We start from the raw sequence: 18,388 nt of genomic DNA, 5'->3' as shown, positions 1-18,388 counted from the left end.
GGCGACGGGTCAGGGGCGGGTGCGGGCGGCGCCGGTGGAGCCTCTGACCACCAGTTCCGGCTGGAACATGAACTCGGCGCGGTGCAGGGCGTTGCCGTTGATCTCCTCCAGCAGCGCGTCCACCGCCGCCGCGCCCATGGCCTCCACCGGCTGCCGGATCGTGGTCAGCGGCGGGTCCGCGAACGCGATCAGCGGCGAGTCGTCGAAACCGACCACCGAGACGTCCCCCGGTACCGAGAGTCCGCGCTGGCGCACCGCGCGGATCACCCCGAAGGCCATCAGGTCGCTGCCGCAGACCACCGCCGTGCAGCCCTGGTTGAGCAGGGCCGCGGCGGCGGCGTGGCCGCCCTCGACGCTGAACAGCGTGTGCTGGATCCGGGACCCGCTCTCCGCCGGGCTCTGCCCGAGCAGCTCGGTACAGGCGGCGGCGAAACCCTCCAGCTTGCGCAGCACCGGGACGAACCGGGCCTGGCCGAGGGCCAGGCCGATCCGCTCGTGACCCAGCTCGGCCAGGTGCTGCACCGCCATCCGCATCGCCAACCGGTCGTCCGGCGAGATGAACGGCGCGGCGATCAGCTCGCTGTAGCCGTTGATCAGCACGAACGGCACGCCCCGGCCGGCCAGCCGGGCGTAGCGCTCCATGTCGGCGGTGGTGTCCGCGTGCAGCCCGGAGACGAAGACGATGCCGGTGACCCCCCGGTCCACCAGCATGTCCACCAGCTCGTCCTCGGTCGATCCGCCCGGTGTCTGGGTGCACAGCAGCGGGGTGTACCCGTGCCGGGTCAGCACCTGCTCGATGACCTGTGCCAGCGCCGGGAAGATCGGGTTGTTGAGCTCCGGGGTGATCAGTCCGATCAGCCCGGCGCTGCGCTGCCGCAGCCGGGTCGGGCGCTCGTAGCCGAGCACGTCCAGCGCGGCCAGCACCGACTGCCGGGTGGCGGCGGAGACCCCCGGTCGGCCGTTGAACACCCGGGAGACGGTGGCCTCGCTCACCCCCGCCTGTGCCGCGATGTCGGACAGCCGTGCCGTGGCCACCGGCGCCGGAGGAACTGACGCCATGTCAGCACGACCACCAGACGGTCGAGTCGGCCAGGAGCACGGCCTGCGCGCCGTCCGCGGCCGGGGCTTCGCCGGTGGAGGACAGCAGCGGCACGCCGGGCACCGGCAGTGTGACCGGGGCCCCGGTGGTGTTCACCGTGCAGACCAGCGAGTCGCCGACGGCCGTGCGGCGGAAGGCGATGACCCCCTCCGGGGCGTCCAGCCACTCGACCGCGTCGCCGGCGCCGAGCGCCGGGTGCGCGCGGCGGACGGCGAGCGCCCGGCGGTACAGCTCCAGCGTCGAGGAGGCGTCGCCGGTCTGCGCCTCGACGCTGAGCTTGGCCCACTCGGCGGGCTGCGGCAGCCAGCTCGGACCGTCCGCGGCCGGGCCGAAGCCGTACGGCGCGGTGGCGCCCGACCACGGCAGCGGGACCCGGCAGCCGTCGCGCATGCCCTCCTGCCCCTCGGCGGCGGTGCCCCGGGCCCGGGTGAACGCCGGGTCCTGGCGGACCTCGTCGGGCAGGTCGGTGACCTCGGGCAGGCCCAGCTCCTCGCCCTGGTAGAGGTAGGCGGAGCCGGGCAGCGCCAGCATCAGCAGGGTCGCCGCCCGGGCGCGGTGCAGGTCCTGCTCGCGGTCCCCCTTGCCGAAGCGGGTGAGGTGGCGGACCACGTCGTGGTTGGACAGCACCCAGGTGGCCGGGGCGCCGACCGGGCGCATCGAGTCCAGCGAGACGTCGATCACCTCGCGCAGCGGCCCGGCCGCCCACTCGGTGCCCAGGTACTGGAAGTTGAAGGCCTGGTGCAGCTCGTCCGGACGCAGGTAGAGGGCGGTGCGCTCGACCGTGGGGGTCCACGCCTCGGCGACCGCGATCCGGCGGGTCTGCGGGTCGGTGCCGTACTCGTCCAGGATCCGCCGCCAGTCGCGGTAGATCTCGTGCACGCCGTCCTGGTCGAAGAAGGGCAGCACGTCGTTGCCGAGCAGCCGGAGCTGGTCGTGCATGCCGATGTCGGGCAGTCCGGCGGCCTTGACCAGGCCGTGCGCGACGTCGATCCGGAAGCCGTCGGCGCCCAGGTCCAGCCAGAAGCGCAGCAGGCTGCGGAACTCGTCGGCGACGGCCGGGCTGTCCCAGTTGAGGTCCGGCTGCTGCGGGGCGAACAGGTGCAGGTACCACTCGCCCGGGGTGCCGTCGGGGTTCTCGGTGCGGGTCCAGGCCGGGCCACCGAAGATGGACTCCCAGTCGTTGGGCGGCAGTTCGCCGTCCGCGCCCTGGCCGGGACGGAAGTGGAAGCGTCCGCGCAGCGGCGATCCCGGGCCCTCGCGCAGCGCCTGCCGGAACCACGGGTGCTGGTCGGAGACGTGGTTGGGGACGATGTCGACGATGATCCGCAGGCCGAGCCCGTGGGCGTCGGCGATCAGGCCCTCGGCGTCGGCCAGGTCGCCGAACATCGGGTCCACCACGCGGTAGTCGGCGACGTCGTAGCCCGCGTCGGCCTGCGGCGAGCTGTAGAAGGGGGAGAGCCACACCGCGTCCACGCCCAGGTCGCGCAGGTACGGCAGTCGGCTGCGGATACCGGCGAGGTCGCCCATGCCGTCACCGTTGGCGTCGGCGAAGCTGCGCGGGTAGACCTGGTAGATCACCGCGTCGCGCCACCAGCCGGATCTGCGCGCGGCACCGGCGACGGCGGCCGGGGCGGCGGCCTCCGTTTCGGCGGACGGCAGGTTCAGGGCGGCAAGGTGCTGGGTCATGGAATCCCTTGAGGATAGGGCGGTCGAGGAGGGGAGCGGATAACGGACAGGTGGTCGGTGTGGTCATCGGCCGCAGTCGATCAACGGGGTCGGGGGTGTCCAGGGCACGCGCTCAGCCCTTGGTCCCGCCCGAGGTGAGGCCGGTGACCAGGTGCTTCTGCACCAGGTAGAAGACCAGCGCGGCGGGGATGGCGACCAGGACGGCCATCGCCGCCATCAGGTTCCACTGCTGGTTGTACTGGCTGACGAAGGTCTGGATACCCACCGACAGCGTGTACTTGTCAGATGAGAGCATGAACACCGAGGCGTAGGCGACCTCGCCCCAGGCGGTCAGGAAGCTGTAGAAGGCGGCCACCGCCAGGCCCGGGCGGGCCAGCGGCACGATCAGCCGCCAGAACACGCCGAAGGGGCTCAGCCCGTCGATCCGGCCGGCCTCGTCGATCTCCACCGGGATGGTGTCGAAGTACCCCTTCATCATGAAGGCGCAGAACGGAACGGCGGTGGAGCAGTAGATGATGATCAGGCCCTGGTAGCTGTCCAGCAGGTCCAGCTGGGACATGATGTTGTAGAGCGGCACCAGCAGCACCGACACCGGGAACATCTGGGTGACCAGGAAGGTCCACATCAGCTGCCGGTGGCCGGGGAAGCGCATCCGGGAGACGGCGTACCCGGCGGTGGCGGCCAGCAGCACCCCGAAGAACATGGTGCCCGCGCCGACGATCATGGAGTTGGCGAACCAGGTGAAGAAGTCCGTGTGGAACAGCACGTAGCTGTAGTTGGACAGCGAGGCCTTGTGGGCGATGCCGCCCGGGTGCAGGAAGTCGTCGACGCCGGGGCCGAGCGAGATGTAGGCGATCCACAGGATCGGGAAGACCGCGACGATCGCGGTCAGCGCCAGGCCGCCGTGCAGCCCCAGCGAGGCGAGCGGGCCGCGCTGGCCCCGGCCCCTGGTGCGGGCCGCCTTCGCGGTGGGCCGACCGCCCGGTCCGGCGGCTCCGGGGCCCGCGGTGACCCGGTCGGCGACACTGCTCATGGCTCCTCCTGGTACGTCCGGCTGGGATGGGGTCAGCTCCTGGGCGGCGCTCATATGCCGACCTGCTGTTCGTTGCGCTTGAGCCAGCGGCGGTAGACGCTGGCGAAGACGATCAGCATCGACAGGATGATCACGCCGTAGGCGGCCGAGTTGGCGTAGTCCTGCGGCTGCTGGTTGAAGAACAGCTGGTACGCGTAGGTCACCAGGATCTGCACGCTGTCACTGCTGCCGTAGCCGAACATCAGGTCGATCACGTTGAACTGGTTGAAGGTCCAGATGACGCTGAGCAGGATCACCGTGTTGCTGACCGGGCGCAGCCCCGGCAGGGTGACGTAGCGGAACCGCTGCCACGGCGTCGCGCCGTCCATCTCGGCGGCCTCGTACAGCTCGGACGGGATCGCCTGCATGCCGCCGAGCAGCGAGACCATCATGAACGGGAAGCCGACCCAGGTGTTGACCCCGATCGCGGCGACCCGCTGCCAGGTCGGGTCGCTCAGCCAGCCCGGGGCGCCCAGGCCGAGCCCGCTCAGCGCGCTGTTGACCAGGCCGTTGTCGGCGAGCAGCAGCCGCCAGGAGAACATGGTGACGAAGGTCGGCACGGCCCACGGCAGCACCAGCAGCACCCGGTAGAAGGTGCGTCCGCGCAGCTGCCGGTTGATCAGCAGTGCCAGGCCCAGGCCGAGCGAGTAGGTGAGCGCGACGCAGGCGACCGTCCAGACCAGGGTCCACCAGACGTGCGGCCAGAACTCGTGGTCGGCGCCGGAGAGGATCTGCTCGTAGTTGTGCAGCCCGACCCAGGAGTAGCTGTTCGGGATGTGGTTCACACCGATGGTGCGGCCGACGTTCAGGCTGGTGGCGTTGGTCAGCGACAGGTAGATGCCGCGCCCGAGCGGGTACAGCACCACCAGACCGAGGACGAGCACCACCGGCGCGGCCATGGCCCAGGCGTACCAGTACCGGTCGTAGGACTGCTTCATCCTGGCGACCGGTCCGCGCCGGGGGGCGCGGGGCAGGCGCTTCTCGACGGCTCCGCCCTCGACGGCGACGGTCATCTGCGACACCTCATTCATCACGGGGGTTCGGGACAGCGGCACGTCGGCCGGGCCGCCTGGGGAGAGGCGGCCCGGCCGACGGCGGATCACTGGGCGGCGTAGCTCGGGAGCAGCTTGGCGATGGCCGAGGAGGTGTTGCCCAGGCCGGTCTGGATGCTCTCCTGGCCCGCGAGGATCTTGGTGTAGTCCGTGGCGAAGGAGGCGTAGAACGAGCTGTACTCGGGCAGCGCCGGGCGCGGCACGGAGTACTTGAGGATCGCCTGGTAGCCCTCGATGCCGAGGTTGGCGTTGACCGCGGCGGTGTAGGCGTCGGTGCGGGTGGGCAGCGTGCCGTTCTTCAACGCGGTCTCGGTCTCGCTGGCGGCCGAGGTCATGAAGCCGACGAACTTCTCCGAGGCGGCCAGGTGAGCGGCGTCGGCTCCGGCGTAGACGACCAGGTTCTGGCCGCCGGTCGGGGCTCCGGCGGTGCCGGTGGAGCCCTCCGGGACCGGGGCGATGCCGAGGTTGCTCTTCGAGGTGAAGGCCGAGCCCGCGTAGACGTTGGTGATGTCCCAGGGGCCCTGGATGACCATGGCGACCTTGCCGGTCTGGAAGGAGTCCATGATGTCGGTGTCGGCGTCGGCGGTGACGTCCAGCTTGGAGATGCCGGGGGCGCCGACGAAGCTCTTGGCGGTGGTCATCGCCTTGACCGCGGCGGCCGAGTTGATGGTGATCTTGTTGTTGGCGGTGTCGACGAAGTCGGTGCCCTCACCGAACAGGAACGGCATCGCGTAGTAGGAGGCGGCCTCCAGGGCGAAGCCGTCGACCCCGTCCTTCTGCTTGATCAGCGCGGCGTCGGCCTTGAGCTGGTCCCAGGTGGTGGGCGCGGCGGTGATCCCGGCCTTGGCGAACAGCTGCTTGTTGTACATCAGCCCGAGGGTGTCGGTGACCTGGGGCGCACCGTAGACGTGGCCGTTGTAGCTGGCCTGCTTGATCAGCGTGGACTCGAAGGCGGACTCGTCGGCCATGGCCGGGGTGCCGTCGAGCGGGGCCAGGTAACCGGCCTTGGCGAAGGCCGGGGTCCAGCCGACGTCGGAGCGCAGCACGTCGGGGGCGCCGGAACTGCCCGCGGCGGTCTGGAACTTGGTCTGGGCGGTACCGAAGGGCACGTTGACGTAGTTGACCTTGATGCTGGGGTTGGCCGTCTCGAACTCGGAGACCAGCAGCTTGTAGGTAGGAGCCTCGTTGGTGGCGTCCGAGGTGTCCCACCAGGTGATGGTGACGGGGCCGGATGCCTTGTTGGAGGACGAGGCAGTGGAACCGCTACCGCCGCAAGCACTTGCAGAAACCGCTATCGCCGTTGCCAGAACCGCAGCCGCAATGCCACGACGCATTGTGCACTCCTTGGAGGGTGGGGTTGCCCAAGTTTGGGGTGGGTCAGCCCTGACGCACCGGGCCTTCCCCAGTCGGCGCGGCGTTACCGCGTCGGCTTGGGGAGGAACGTAACAGCCGCGTGACCCCGGCGGAAAGTCCTTGCAGCAACTTTCTGAAAGGCCGGATGATCGTTACATTCGCGTGTCCGGGACGTTGTCGTCGTGCGACGTGGCGGTGCGGCCCGGCCGCTGCCGGACCGGCTGCGGCTCAGCGGGACTGCGACAGCCGGTCCCGGCGGTCCAGGTCGGGCCAGCGGCCCTGACCGCCGAAAAGCGAGTGGAAGGCCCGGTCGGCGGTGCAGGGCATGAGCTTCGGGGCCTCCCAGGCCCGTACCCGGCGCTGGTGGAGGTCGGCGAAGACGCAGTCGCCGACCACGCCGATGGCGATCACCGCGTACCCGGGCCGGAACTGGACATCCACCGCCGTGCTGACCGGCAGGCCCACCCCGGCCAGCAGCGCGGCCACCCCGGCGTCGGTGGGCGGGACCGCCTGCACGGCGGGCGGCAGCGCGTCCAGCCGCTGGGCCAGGCCGGGTGCCGGTCCCGGGGCCGGGGGGTCGGTGCCCGGCCGGTGCCGGACCAGCGTCCCGGCCAGCTGGCCGACCACGACCAGGGCCGCCACGCTGAGCACGGTGGCGGCGCAGCCCAGGCCGGAGCGCCAGGAGGCCCGCCGGGGCAGTGGCGGACCGGGCTCGGACCCCGCCGCCGTATCCGCCACCGTTCCGCCCCTGCCCCGTGTGCCGATTCCGTGAAGGCCCATTCTGCTGCCTGCCGCCCCGGTACCTGGCGGGAACCGGCGGATTGGACCGGCCGGTGCCTGGGGGCGGCTCGGTCTCAGCGCGAACGGCCCGCCATCGCCAGTTCGACGACGTCCACCAGGACCTCCTTGACCGAGTCCCGGACCCGGGCGTCGCAGAACAGCACCGGCACCGCCGGGTCCAGGTCGAGCGCGATCCGGACCTGCTCGGCGGGGTAGTCGCGGGCGCCGTCGAAGCGGTTGACCGCGACCACGAAGGGGATGCCCCGGCGCTCGAAGAAGTCGACCGAGGGGAAGCAGTCCTCCAGCCGCCGGGTGTCGGCCAGCACCACCGCGCCGAGCGCGCCGAGCGCCAACTCGTCCCAGAGGAACCAGAACCGGTCCTGGCCCGGGGTGCCGAACAGGTACACCGCCAGGCCCTCGCGGATGTCGATCCGGCCGAAGTCCATGGCCACGGTGGTGGTCCGCTTGTCCTCGACCCCGGCCAGCGAGTCCACCGGGCGGCCGGCCTCGCTCAGCCGCTCCTCGGTCCGCAGCGGGCGGATCTCGCTGACCGCGCCGACCAGGGTGGTCTTGCCCGCGCCGAAACCGCCCGCGACCAGGATCTTCAGCGCCACTATGGAGTCCACGGGCGTGATCCTAGTGCGCCGCCGCGCCCAGCTGTCAGCCCCCTGACAGCTGGGCGAACCGGGTCAGGCTCTGGGTGTAGGCGACCGGGGTGACATGGACCGGGCCGGTGTACGGATGGTTCATGTGCAGCACCATGAACACCGCGAACCCGACCACCGCGCCGACCAGCCCCAGGGCGACCGACTCGCGCAGGCTGAAGGTGAGTCCGGCGATCGGCGCGTACAGCAGCACCAGCAGTCCGGTGGCGACCAGCGCCGGGTACAGCGGCGCGGGCAGCGTGTCGGAGGTGTCGGCCAGCCGGATCTGCCGGGCCGTGTAGACGTCGTCCAGGTCGCTCAGCTCCTGGGTGCTGGCGGTGGTCACCGGTTCCTTGTCGACGTGCTCGCGGACCAGGTCCAGGTCGTGCCAGGTGGTGTTGTCGGCCTGGCCGTGGGCCATGGTGGCGAACTCGCCGTGGATCACCGAGGTGACGTAGTCGCGCAGCAGCGGGCGGGTGGTGGCGTCGGCGTCGGTGTAGGCGGCGTTGAGGGCGCGCGCCTCGTCGAAGGTGTGCCCCTTCGCGGTATTGATGTTCGACCAGGAGCCCGCGATCAGGAACGCCGCGACCAGGACGAACGAGGACAGCGAGGCGGAGCCGAGGAAGCCCAGCGCGCCCCCGGAGAAGGTGCCCTCGCGGGACCGCGGGGTGCGTCCGAAGGCGACCAGGACCAGCACCGCGACCACGGCGCCGAGCAGCGCGAAGGTGATGAAGCCGACGATCAACGGTGCCTCCCGAAGGCGTGACTGACGAAACCCGCACCGGCCGCGACCAGCGCGGGCAGTGTGACGGCGACGAAGAGGAAGGCCGCCTGCGGGGCGGCGGGCGGCACGGGCACGGCGGCGGCGGTGACCGCCGGGACCACCGGGACGGCGGTGGTGGCGTGGATCTGGCTGGGGGTGGGCTTCGGCGGCAGCGTCGCCTGCGGATGCCGGACCACCGGCGCCGGGGCCGGAGCCGGGGCCCGGACCGGGGCGGGGGCCGGCGCCGGGGCGACCGGGCGGACCACCACCGGCCGCGGCGGCGCGACGCAGTGCGGCGGGTGCGGCGGGCGCGGGAGGCGCGGCAGCACCGGCGCGACGGGCTCCGGGAAGCCCCGCCCGGCCCCGCCGGGGGGCGGTACCGGCGGCGGTACCGGCGGCGGGGGCGCGGGCGGCGGCACCGGCAGCGCCGCGCAGGGCCAGTCGTGGTGGGGGAGAAGGGAGTCGCTGTCCATGGGCAGGGGCTGCCCGGTGACGGCACCGGTTAGCTCCGGGTGGACGCCAAACGACACGTCCGGGTGCTGCTGATGGGAACGCCGGTGCTATCGGCGTACCTTCGGTTGAGCGTTCCGACGGGTTGTCTGCCCGGGCTGGGTTGTCCGCCCGGGTCGGGGGTCACAGCGCCCGCAGGCCCTGGATGACCTCGCGCAGGATCCGGACGTCGGGCAGCTGCGCCGCCGGGACCGGGCGGCTGACGGTGATCAGCCCGGCGTCCAGCAGGTCCCCCAGCAGGATCCGGACCACGCCCAGCGGCAGGTCGGTCTCGGCGGCGATCTCAGCCACCGAGAGCGGACGCGCCAGCACCAGCTCCAGGATCGCCTGGTGCTCCGGCTCCTCGGCGAGGTCGGTGTCCCCGGTCTGCTCGTGCTCCTCGGCGGCGGCGATCTGGGCGATCACGTCGAACGCGTCGCTCTCGGCGTGCCAGGTACGGCCGCCCGTCAGCGTGTACGGGCGGACCAGCCGTGCCTGCTCCGCCTCCTCCTCGGCCCAGCCCTCGGGCTCCCCCGCTCCCCCCGGCACCGCGGTCACCGCTCGGCGGGCAGGCCGGTCCGCACGTCGGTGCCCAGGTGCTCACCGACCCGCCGCACCAGCAGCGCCATCTCGTAGGCGACCAGGCCGACATCGGCCTCCGCCTCGCTGAACACGGCCATGCAGGAGCCGTCCCCGGCGGCGGTGACGAACAGGAACGCCTGCTCCAGCTCGATCATGGTCTGCCGCACCTCCCCCGCCTTGAAGTGCCGGCTGGCGCCCTTGGCCAGGCTGTGGAAGCCGGAGGCCACCGCGGCCAGGTGCTCGGAGTCCTCGCGGGTGAGGCCCGCCGAGGCGCCGGTGGCCAGGCCGTCGCTGGACAGGACCACCGCGTGCCGGATCTCCGGCACCCGGCGGACCAGGTCGTCCAGCAGCCAGTTGAGATCGCTGGAGGGCTTCGTCGGTGCGGTCATCGGACCGGTCCTTCCGCTGGTGCTGTGCTTGCCTGGGGTTCCGCGCCGGAATCGGCGTCGGCGTGGGAGTCGGGTCGGGCTTCGCTGTCGGGTCGGGCTTCGCTGTCGGGCCGGGCTTCGCTGTCCGGCCGGGCTTCGCTGTCCGGCCGGGGCGGGCGGGACTCGGTGCGGCCCCGGCTCAGGCCGCGCTGGTAGGAGGAGAAGGTCGCCCGGACCTCCTCGGGCGAGCGCTCCCGGGCCGGCTGCTCCCGGGGCTCCGGCTCACCGGCCCGCCTGCGCTCGGCGGAGTCCCGCAACTGCGGCGCCAGGCTGGCCTGCCGGATCCGGCGCGGCAGCAGCTCCGACACCGGCGCCGGGGCGGCCGACGGCTGCGGAACGGACTCCCGGGCGGCCACGTAGGCGTCCACCCGGGACGGCAGCGCCCGTCGGCGCGGCAGGCCCCCGGCGCTGTCCTGACTGGCCGGTACCGGTGCCGGGCGCGGCCCGGTGGACCCGACCGACCCGGTGGGACCGCCCAACTGGGCGGCGCCCTGCGGGAGTTCCCGGCCCAGCCGCATCCGCGCGGCGGGCAGCACGAACTCCGAGGTCTCCTCGACCCGGCTCTCGCTGCTGCGCGCCACCGCCGCCGTCAGCAGCTCCGGCGGAAGCAGCACCACGGCCGCCGTCCCGCCGTACGGGGAGCGGCGCAGCGAGACCTGGATGCCGTGCCGACCGCTGAGCCGGCTGATCACGAACAGGCCCAGCCGGTCGGTGTCGCTCAGGTCGAACTCGCCGCTGCTGGACAGCCGTTCGTTGGCGGCGGCCAGGGCCTCCTCGCCCATGCCGAGGCCCCGGTCGTCGATCTCCAGCACGAAGCCGTGGGCGACCTCCTCGCCCTGGATCCGGACCTGGGTGCGCGGCGGGGAGAAGGTGGTGGCGTTCTCGACCAGTTCGGCGAGCAGGTGCACCACGTCCGAGACCGCGCCGCCGACCACGGCCACCGGCGGCATCCGGTGCACCCGGACCCGGGCGTAGTCCTCGACCTCGCCGACGGCCGCGCGCACCACGTCCAGCACCCGCACCGGGCGGCGCCAGGAGCGTCCGGGGGCGGCGCCGGAGAGGATGATCAGGCCCTCGGCGTGGCGGCGCATCCGGGTGGTCAGGTGGTCCAGCCGGAACAGGTCGGCGAGTTCGTCGGGCTGCTCGGCGCGCCGCTCCATCTCGTCCAGCAGCGTCAACTGGCGGCTGAGCAGGGCCTGGCTGCGCCGGGCGAGGTTGACGAAGACGGCGGCCACGCCGCGCCGCAGCTCGGCCTGCTCAACCGCGGCCTCCACCGCCGCCCGCTGCACCGCGTTGAAGGCCCGGGCGACCTGGGCGAGTTCGTCGCGTCCGCGCGAGTCCCCGGCGGCCACCTGCGGGATCTCGGTGGCCAGGTCCACCCGGTCGCCCGCGCGCAGCCGCCGCATCACCTCCGGCAGCTGCTCCCCGGCCAGCTCGAACGCCGAGTCGCGCAGGCCGACCAGCTGCCGCACCAGGCCGCGGCCGATCCGGATCGACACCAGCAGCGACAGCAGCACCGCGAACAGGCCGACCGCGCCGACGACGCCCTGGCGGGAGATCACGCCCAGGGCGTACGAGCGGGCCTGGGCCTGGGACTGCGCGGCGGCCTGGGCGTCGATGGTGCTGAGGTCCCGCAGCGTGGTGTTGAGGGTGGTCGCCCAGGTGACGGCGGAGATGTCGCGGGCAGCCGCGGCCTCGCCGAGGCTCGCCACCCGGTCCTCCAGGTTGGTCAGCGCGATGTACTCGGTGCCGCCGGTGAACTGCTCGAACAGCCGGGCCTCGGCGACCGGCAGTTGCGCCTGGTGCACCTGGTAGAGCAGCTGCTCACCGCTCGCGGCGGTGAGGAACTCCTGGAACTCGGCCTGGCTGAAGGAGCCGAAGGTGCGGGCCCCGGCCATCAGGGCGTCCTCCTCGGAGATGTACTCCCGGGCCCGGTCCAGCTCGTTCAGGTCGCCCGCCTCGCGGGTGAGGCTGCCGACCGGGAGGTCGGTGAGCGCCAGCCGCAGCGTGAAGAAGGGGTCCTGCGCGCCGGTGTAGCTGAGGTACACCTGGGACCAGTCGAGGGTGTGCTGCTCGACCTCGGCCCGTCCGGACTGGACGTACTCGATCTCCTGCAGCACCCCGCTCACCGCCTGCCGCTGGGTGCTGTTCAGCCCCTCCATCCGGTGCCGGTCGCCCGCGTGCGCGGTGAACACGGCGGCGGCCTGGTCGGTGGCCTGCTCGGCGCGGCGCAGGGTGGCCAGGTCGCCCTGGCCGTAGGGGGCGGCGGCGAAGGCCACGGCCGCCCGGCGCTCGTCCTGGATCGCCAGCGAGACGTCGTCGGCGGGGGTGCCGAACCAGCCGTACTCGCCGCCGATCCGGGTCAGCGACCAGACCTGGCCGACCGAGGTGACGGTGGAGTAGGTCCACAGCGCGCAGAGGGAGAACAGCGGAACCACGAGCAGCGCGACCAGTTTCGCGCGGATGGATCTGCTGCGAAAGCGCATGGACTCCCCCGGACTGACCGGCTCAGGACCGACCGACCGCTCTGGTAGCAACCGCACTGGTACCAGTGGACACGGACGAGACACGACGACAGGTGTGGGCGCACAAGCTACCAGTGATTCGGCGTGAGCCTACCCCCTGCCCAGGTGTCAGTTCGAGCCCTGGACAGCGATTCGGCAGAGCTTCCGGAGTCGGCTGCTGACCACCTCAGGGCGCTCCAGGAGCAGCATGTGACCGCAGTCCGGCTCGATGTGCAGGGCGGCCCGCGGGAGTTCGGCCAGCAGTCGGCGGCTGTGGGCGACCGGGGTCAGCCGGTCGCCGGAGCCGACCACCACCTCCACCGGCAGTTCCCGCAGCGCTTCCAGCGCGCCCGCCTTGTCGTGCAGCATCAGCGCCGGGTACCAGCCGGCCACGGCGGCCATCGGGCAGTCGTGGATCATGCGGGCTCCGGCCAGCACCGCCGGGCGCGGGGCCTGCGGGCCGTAGAGGTAGCGCTTGACCAGGAACGGGTTGACCCCGCGCTCCGGCCCCGGCAGGTGGGCGCGGATCCGCTCGGAGCGCTCGGCGGTGCGCGCGCAGTAGCCGAAGAAGGCGGACTGCGCGTGTCCCTGGATCCGCAGCCGCAGCGGTGCCTCGGGCCGTCCGCGCGGGTCGAGTTGGCCGGCGGAGGTACTGGTGAGCAGGACCCCGGCGACCCGGTCGGCGATCAGGTCGGGGCGGGCGGCGGCCAGCGCCATGACGGTCATCCCGCCCATGGAGTGGCCGCCGAGCACCACCGGGCCGTTGGGGGCGGTCTGTTCGATGACGGCGGCCAGGTCCTGGCCGAGCAGGTCGATGCTCCAGCGGCTGCCACCGCCCTCGGAGCGGCCGTGCCCGCGCTGGTCGTAGCGGACCACCCGGACGGCGCCGGTCGGCTCGGCGCCGTCGGCGGCGGCCCGGGACCGGGTCAGGTCCTCGGCCTGGTGCTGCCAGGCGGTGGCGTCCAGGGTCCAGCCGTGGGCCAGGACCAGGGTGACCGGCGCGTCGTCGGGGCCGTCGGCGTAGACGGCCAGCGCGGCGCCGTCGTGACCGGTCACGGTGAACGTGGAACGGGAGGTGGCGACGGGCATGGGTCACATCCTTGCCGGAGCGGGGCCGGGCCATAACTTACCGCTCAGTAAGTTATGGCCCGGCCCGCGCCGCGTCAATGCCCCCGACCGCGACGGCCGCACCGCGCGCACCTCACCGCCGGTCATGCGGAGATCACGTGGAGGGATCGTCCGCGCTCTGCCCATGCTGGTTAATGTCCAGTAACTTACGAGGCCCCGACGCGACGGAGCGCCGGGGCTGGACGAAGGGAGCGCGGCCCGTGCGGGAGTCCTCGGTACCGGCACTGGCGGAGACCCCGATGACCGGAGGGCTGGCCGACTCCGTCTTCGCCGCCGCCACCGCCACCCCCGACCTGGCCGTCCTCTCCCGCCGCGACCCGGACGGCGACTGGCGGACGGTCAGCGCCGCCGCCTTCCGCGACGAGGTGGTGGCCACCGCCAAGGGCCTGCTGCACCAGGGGGTGCGCTTCGGCGACCGGGTCGCGCTGATGTCCCGCACCCGCTACGAGTGGACGGTGCTGGACTACGCGCTGTGGTCCATCGGCGCGCAGAGCGTCCCGCTCTACCCCAGCGCCTCGGCCGAGCAGGTCCGCTGGATCCTGGCCGACTCGCGAGCCGTGGCCTGCGTGGTGGAGCACGAGGACCACGCCATGACCATCGGCTCCATCTGCGACGCGCTGCCCGGGCTGCGCCGGATCTGGCAGTTGGACGCGGGCGCCATGAAGGAGCTCCGACAGGCCGGGCGAGGCGTGGACGACGAACTGATTGATCGTCACCGGTGCTCGGTGGCACCGCAGTCGGTGGCGACCGTGGTCTACACCTCGGGCACCACCGGCCGCCCCAAGGGCTGCCCGCTGACCCACGCCAACTTCGCCGCCGAGACCGACAACCTGATCGGCCGCTACCACGGGCTGTTCCGGCAGCGCGGCCCGGAGCGGCCGTCCACCCTGCTGTTCCTGCCGCTGGCCCACGTCTTCGGCCGGATGGTGCAGGTGGCGGCGCTGCGCGCGGGGGTGCTGCTGGCGCACGAGCCCAGCCTGGCGCCCGCCGACCTGATGCCGGCGCTGGCCTCGTTCCAGCCGACCTTCCTGCCCGCTGTCCCCTATATCTTCGAGAAGTTGCTGCAACGGGCCCGGCAGGCCGCCGAGGAGGCCGGGCGGACCGGCGCGTTCGAGCGCGCGGTGGACCTGGCGGTGCGCTACGCCGCCGCCGTCGAGCGCCAGTCCTTCGGCACCGGCCCGGGCCCCTCGACCGCGCTGCGGCTCCAGCACCAGGTGTACGAGCGGCTGGTCTACAGCCGGATCCGGGACGCCCTCGGCGGCCGGGCCAGGTACGCCATCTCCGGCGGCTCGGCGATGAACCGGGAGCTGGGCCTGTTCTTCGCGGGCGCCGGGATCTCCGTCTACGAGGGCTACGGCCTGACCGAGACCACCGCCGCCGCCACCTCCAATCCACCGGACCGGCCCCGCTTCGGTACCGTCGGCCTGCCGGTCCCGGGTACCACCGTGCGGATCGCCGAGGACGGCGAGGTGTGGGTGCACGGCCCGCAGGTCTTCCAGGGCTACCTGGGACAGCCCGAACTGACACCGTCCCAGAACTGGTTCGCCACCGGCGACCTGGGACATCTGGACGCCGACGGCTACCTCAGCATCACCGGCCGCAAGAAGGAGATCATTGTCACCAGCAGCGGCAAGAGCGTCGCCCCCGCCGTCCTGGAGGACCGGGTGCGGGTGCATCCGCTGGTCTCGCAGTGCGTCGTGGTCGGCGACAACCGGCCTTATGTGGCCGCCCTGTTGACGCTGGACCGGGACGCCCTCGGGCACTGGCAGCGGCAGCGGGGCAAGCCGCGGCTGCCGCCCGCCGAGGCCGCCCGCGATCCGGAGCTCCAGGCCGAGTTGCAGCGGGCGGTGACCGCCGCCAACACCGCCGTTTCCCGGGCCGAGTCGATCCGCTCGTTCCGGGTACTGGCCGGGGACTTCACCGAGCAGGAGGGGCTGCTCACCCCGTCGTTGAAGCTCCGCCGCCGGGCCGTGGCCCAGGCCTGCGCCCAGGACATCGCGGCGCTCTACGGCGCCGCCGAACCGGCCGTGCCGCGGCTGCCGACCGGCCTGCGCAGCTGACCGCGCCACTGCTGACGCGAGGTCAGCAGTGGCGCCCTGGTGCGTACTTGTCAGCCGACCGCGCTGCTGAAGACCGGAAGGAAGCCGTCGGCCTGGCCGGTGGAGGTCGGGTGGTACGACTCGTCGATCGGCAGCGTGGTGCTGTGCAGCCACTCGTCGTCGGAGCAGATCTCGTGCCCGTCGAAGGCCGAACGGACGTCCGCGAAGGTGAATCCGGCGTCGGCGGCCTCGGTGCTGATCACCCCGTCCAGGTCGTCCGCCGCGCCGTTGATGGCGTTGCGGGAGGTGTTGCTGATGCCGAACAGGCAGTCCCCGGGCACCTGGTAGAGGTGCGGGTAGTCCAGGACCACCACGTGGGCGTTCGGCGCGTCCTTGCGGATGGCCGCGTAGACGGCGCTCAGTTTGGCCCCGAGCTGGGTGTTGACGAAGCTCTCGGCCGTGGCCACCGCGCTCAGGCAGGAGCTGGTGCCGTCCAGCACGCAGGTCTCCATGGTGTTGGAGAAGCCCGCGTCGTTGCCGCCGATGCTGATGCTGACCAGTCCGGTCGAGGCGCTGAGCCCGGACAGCTGACTGCTGAGCACATCGGCGGTGGTCGCCCCGGAACAGGCGGCGAAGTCGAAGGAGCCGGGATGGTTGGCCTGCTGCCACAGGTACGGGTAGGCGAGGGTGCTGTCCTCGCAGTCGCCGCTGGAGCTGATGTAGCTGCCGGAGCCGACTCCGGAGGAGTAGGAGTCCCCCAGCGCGACATAGCCGGTGGCGGCGGCGTTGGCGGGGGCGATCGCGAGACCGGTGAAGCCGAGGGCGAGCACGGAGAGGGCGGCGATGCCGGTGGTCCGGAGAGAGCGTGCGCGGGGTGGGCGCATGGGAGCCTCCACGACTCTTTGGGTGGCACCGGATCAGGTACCACCCAAAGACATACCAGCCGGTAATGAGATCGCACAGTGTCCATGCCAAACAATTTCTCCGGCAGGCCGCTGTCTCCAGGTCGGATCAGCCCAGGAAGGACAGCCTGACGGTGCGCCGCGGATTGTCGCCGTTCGTGTCCACCAGCACCACCGACTGCCAGGTGCCCAGTGCCAGCTCGCCACCGACCACCGGCAGCGTCGCGTGCGGGGCGACCAGCCCCGGCAGCACGTGGTCCCGGCCGTGACCGGGAGTGCCGTGCCGGTGCCGCCAGCGGTCGTCCGCCGGGAGCAGCTCGCGCAGCGTGGCCAGCAGGTCGCTGTCGCTGCCCGCGCCGGTCTCGATCACCGCGATCCCGGCGGTGGCGTGCGGGACGAACACGTTGAGCAGGCCGTTGCGGCCGGGCGCGACCTCGCGCAGGAACTCCGCGCAGCGACTGGTGATGTCCACCGTCGTCTCGCGGTCGCCGGTGGTGAGTTCCAGAGTCAGCGTCTCGAAAGCCATGCGCCCATCTTCACCCGGCGGACGCCCGGATCGGCGCCGAATCCGGATCCGGCACGGCAGCCGTCACCCGGCGTCACCAGCGTCCCGGACCTCCCGGACATCGGATCCGCGCTCGGGCCCGGACCCGGCCTCGGACTCGGACCCGGCCTCGGACTCGGCCAGCAGGGCGCGCAGCAGGTCCTCGTCGCCGGGGGTGAGCCCGGAGACGAAGCGGGCCAGCACGGTCTCCCGGTCGTCGGCCCGCTCCAGTTCCGAGCGCATCCGACGGGCCGCCAGACCCGGGGCGTCCTGCGCCTCGCGGGCCGGGGCGTAGGCGAAAGCCCGGCCGACACGCGTGCGGGTGACCACGCCTTTGTCGTGCAGCCGGGAGAGGATGGTGTTGACGGTGGTGCGGGCCAGGCCGCCGCCGAGGGCACGTTGGATGTCACCCGGCGTGAGCGGTCCGCCGCCGGACCACAGCACGGCGAGGACTCCGGCCTCCAGCTCGCCCGGATGGCGACGCTGCGGTCCGATCATCATCAAGGGACTCCCCCTCCCGGCTCCCGGACCACCCGTGGTCGAGGGGCAGCCGTTTCCATCCACTAGAGTGACACAGACCGACTACATGTATGTAGACGATAAAGCCGGGCCATGGCTCGGACTCGAACCAGTGTCCACCACCGCAGGAGTGTGACATCCATGGCCCCGGACCTGACGCAGCTGGCGCTGAACCCACTGAGCGCCGACTCGATGCTGGCCGCCTTCGGCGCGCTCGGCATCCTCGTCATCCTCTTCGCCGAGACCGGACTGCTGGTCGGCTTCTTCCTGCCGGGCGACTCGCTGCTGTTCACCGCCGGTCTGCTGTGCACCACCGACAAGGACCACCTGAACCTGTGGTCGGTGCTGCTCTGCGCCGTGGCCGGGGCGCTGCTGGGCGCCCAGGTCGGCTACCTGATCGGCCGCAAGGGCGGCAAGGCGCTGCTGGCCCGCAGCCGGAACAAGCACATCGTGGCCGGCGCCGCCCGCGCCGAGGAGATCCTGGCCGAGTACGGCCACGCCAAGGCGATCGTGCTGGGCCGGTTCATCCCGGTGGTGCGCACCGTGCTGAACCCGATGGCGGGCGCGCTCAACGTGCCGCTGCGGACCTTCACCCTCTGGCAGGTCGTCGGCGGCCTGGTCTGGTCGGTCGGCGTCACCCTCGCCGGGTACGGCCTCGGCAACAGCATCCCCAACATCGACACCTACCTGCTGCCGATCATCGGCCTGATCGTGCTGGTGTCGGTGATCCCCATCGCGCTGGAGATCCTGCGCAGCCGCAGGCCCGCGAAGGCCCCCCGGCCCGCGAAGAACCCGGAGTAGAGG

18 protein-coding genes are annotated in these 18,388 nt (G+C 72.3%); 2 read left to right on the top strand and 16 right to left on the bottom strand.

The genetic code is table 11. The annotated features are described in order from the left end of the window. Positions 1 to 9: 9 nt before the first annotated feature. The 13 genes from GXP74_RS11305 to GXP74_RS11245 all read right to left on the bottom strand — a co-directional run bounded on the left by GXP74_RS11305 (position 10) and on the right by GXP74_RS11245 (position 13,541). Positions 10 to 1,059 (bottom strand): LacI family DNA-binding transcriptional regulator, encoded by a 1,050-nt coding sequence (locus GXP74_RS11305; protein ID WP_182451354.1) that lies wholly within the window; start codon positions 1,057 to 1,059, stop codon positions 10 to 12. A gap of 1 nt (position 1,060) precedes the next feature. Then, entirely contained in the window at positions 1,061 to 2,785 is a 1,725-nt protein-coding gene (locus tag GXP74_RS11300; protein ID WP_182451353.1) for a glycoside hydrolase family 13 protein, read from the bottom strand. Between the two features lie 112 nt (positions 2,786 to 2,897). Then, on the bottom strand, positions 2,898 to 3,818 hold the full coding sequence (locus tag GXP74_RS11295) for a sugar ABC transporter permease (RefSeq protein WP_182451352.1): 921 nt from the start codon (positions 3,816 to 3,818) through the stop codon (positions 2,898 to 2,900). Positions 3,819 to 3,868: 50 nt separating this feature from the next. Further along, positions 3,869 to 4,870: a carbohydrate ABC transporter permease gene (locus GXP74_RS11290; protein WP_182451351.1), complete on the bottom strand. Its 1,002-nt coding sequence runs from the start codon at positions 4,868 to 4,870 to the stop codon at positions 3,869 to 3,871. A gap of 86 nt (positions 4,871 to 4,956) precedes the next feature. Further along, entirely contained in the window at positions 4,957 to 6,243 is a 1,287-nt protein-coding gene (locus GXP74_RS11285) for an extracellular solute-binding protein (RefSeq protein WP_182451350.1), read from the bottom strand. A gap of 247 nt (positions 6,244 to 6,490) precedes the next feature. Beyond that, a complete protein-coding gene (locus tag GXP74_RS11280) occupies positions 6,491 to 7,000 on the bottom strand; it encodes a hypothetical protein (protein ID WP_182451349.1) in 510 nt (169 codons plus the stop codon). A 116-nt stretch (positions 7,001 to 7,116) separates the two neighbouring features. Then, a complete protein-coding gene (locus tag GXP74_RS11275; protein ID WP_225448597.1) occupies positions 7,117 to 7,677 on the bottom strand; it encodes an ATP/GTP-binding protein in 561 nt (186 codons plus the stop codon). Positions 7,678 to 7,702: 25 nt separating this feature from the next. Further along, positions 7,703 to 8,431, bottom strand: coding sequence for a DUF4239 domain-containing protein (locus GXP74_RS11270; protein WP_182451348.1), 729 nt, complete (start codon positions 8,429 to 8,431; stop codon positions 7,703 to 7,705). Continuing rightward, a complete protein-coding gene (locus GXP74_RS40225; RefSeq protein ID WP_225447855.1) occupies positions 8,428 to 8,922 on the bottom strand; it encodes a hypothetical protein in 495 nt (164 codons plus the stop codon). The genes GXP74_RS11270 and GXP74_RS40225 overlap by 4 nt, the downstream gene beginning before the upstream one ends. A 160-nt stretch (positions 8,923 to 9,082) precedes the next feature. Beyond that, on the bottom strand, positions 9,083 to 9,487 hold the full coding sequence (locus GXP74_RS11260; protein WP_182456370.1) for a DUF742 domain-containing protein: 405 nt from the start codon (positions 9,485 to 9,487) through the stop codon (positions 9,083 to 9,085). 5 nt (positions 9,488 to 9,492) lie between these two features. Beyond that, positions 9,493 to 9,909 carry a roadblock/LC7 domain-containing protein gene (locus GXP74_RS11255; protein ID WP_182451347.1) on the bottom strand — a complete coding sequence of 139 codons (417 nt, stop codon included), beginning with the start codon at positions 9,907 to 9,909 and terminating at the stop codon, positions 9,493 to 9,495. Then, entirely contained in the window at positions 9,906 to 12,434 is a 2,529-nt protein-coding gene (locus tag GXP74_RS11250; protein ID WP_182451346.1) for a nitrate- and nitrite sensing domain-containing protein, read from the bottom strand. The genes GXP74_RS11255 and GXP74_RS11250 overlap by 4 nt, the downstream gene beginning before the upstream one ends. A gap of 147 nt (positions 12,435 to 12,581) precedes the next feature. After that, positions 12,582 to 13,541, bottom strand: a complete 960-nt coding sequence (locus tag GXP74_RS11245) for an alpha/beta fold hydrolase (RefSeq protein WP_182451345.1) — start codon at positions 13,539 to 13,541, stop codon at positions 12,582 to 12,584. A 239-nt stretch (positions 13,542 to 13,780) separates the two neighbouring features. Between GXP74_RS11245 and GXP74_RS11240 the strand changes: the two genes are divergently transcribed. Beyond that, a complete protein-coding gene (locus GXP74_RS11240; protein WP_182451344.1) occupies positions 13,781 to 15,640 on the top strand; it encodes a long-chain fatty acid--CoA ligase in 1,860 nt (619 codons plus the stop codon). 50 nt (positions 15,641 to 15,690) lie between these two features. Here GXP74_RS11240 and GXP74_RS11235 read toward each other — a convergent pair whose 3' ends face one another. The 3 genes from GXP74_RS11235 to GXP74_RS11225 form a co-directional block, all read right to left on the bottom strand. Then, the gene (locus tag GXP74_RS11235; protein WP_182451343.1) at positions 15,691 to 16,503 is read right to left on the bottom strand and encodes an SGNH/GDSL hydrolase family protein; all 813 of its coding nucleotides are present in this window, start codon (positions 16,501 to 16,503) and stop codon (positions 15,691 to 15,693) included. A 127-nt stretch (positions 16,504 to 16,630) separates the two neighbouring features. After that, entirely contained in the window at positions 16,631 to 17,047 is a 417-nt protein-coding gene (locus tag GXP74_RS11230) for a secondary thiamine-phosphate synthase enzyme YjbQ (RefSeq protein WP_182451342.1), read from the bottom strand. A 63-nt stretch (positions 17,048 to 17,110) separates the two neighbouring features. Then, positions 17,111 to 17,566: a BlaI/MecI/CopY family transcriptional regulator gene (locus tag GXP74_RS11225; RefSeq protein WP_182451341.1), complete on the bottom strand. Its 456-nt coding sequence runs from the start codon at positions 17,564 to 17,566 to the stop codon at positions 17,111 to 17,113. Between the two features lie 159 nt (positions 17,567 to 17,725). Between GXP74_RS11225 and GXP74_RS11220 the strand changes: the two genes are divergently transcribed. Further along, the gene (locus tag GXP74_RS11220) at positions 17,726 to 18,385 is read left to right on the top strand and encodes a DedA family protein (protein WP_182451340.1); all 660 of its coding nucleotides are present in this window, start codon (positions 17,726 to 17,728) and stop codon (positions 18,383 to 18,385) included. Positions 18,386 to 18,388: the final 3 nt, after the last annotated feature.

It is taken from the genome of Streptacidiphilus sp. P02-A3a (genome assembly GCF_014084105.1).
GTDB lineage: Bacteria > Actinomycetota > Actinomycetes > Streptomycetales > Streptomycetaceae > Streptacidiphilus.
Note: the sequence above shows the minus strand (reverse complement) of the source record. Positions and strands in the feature narration are given on the sequence as shown.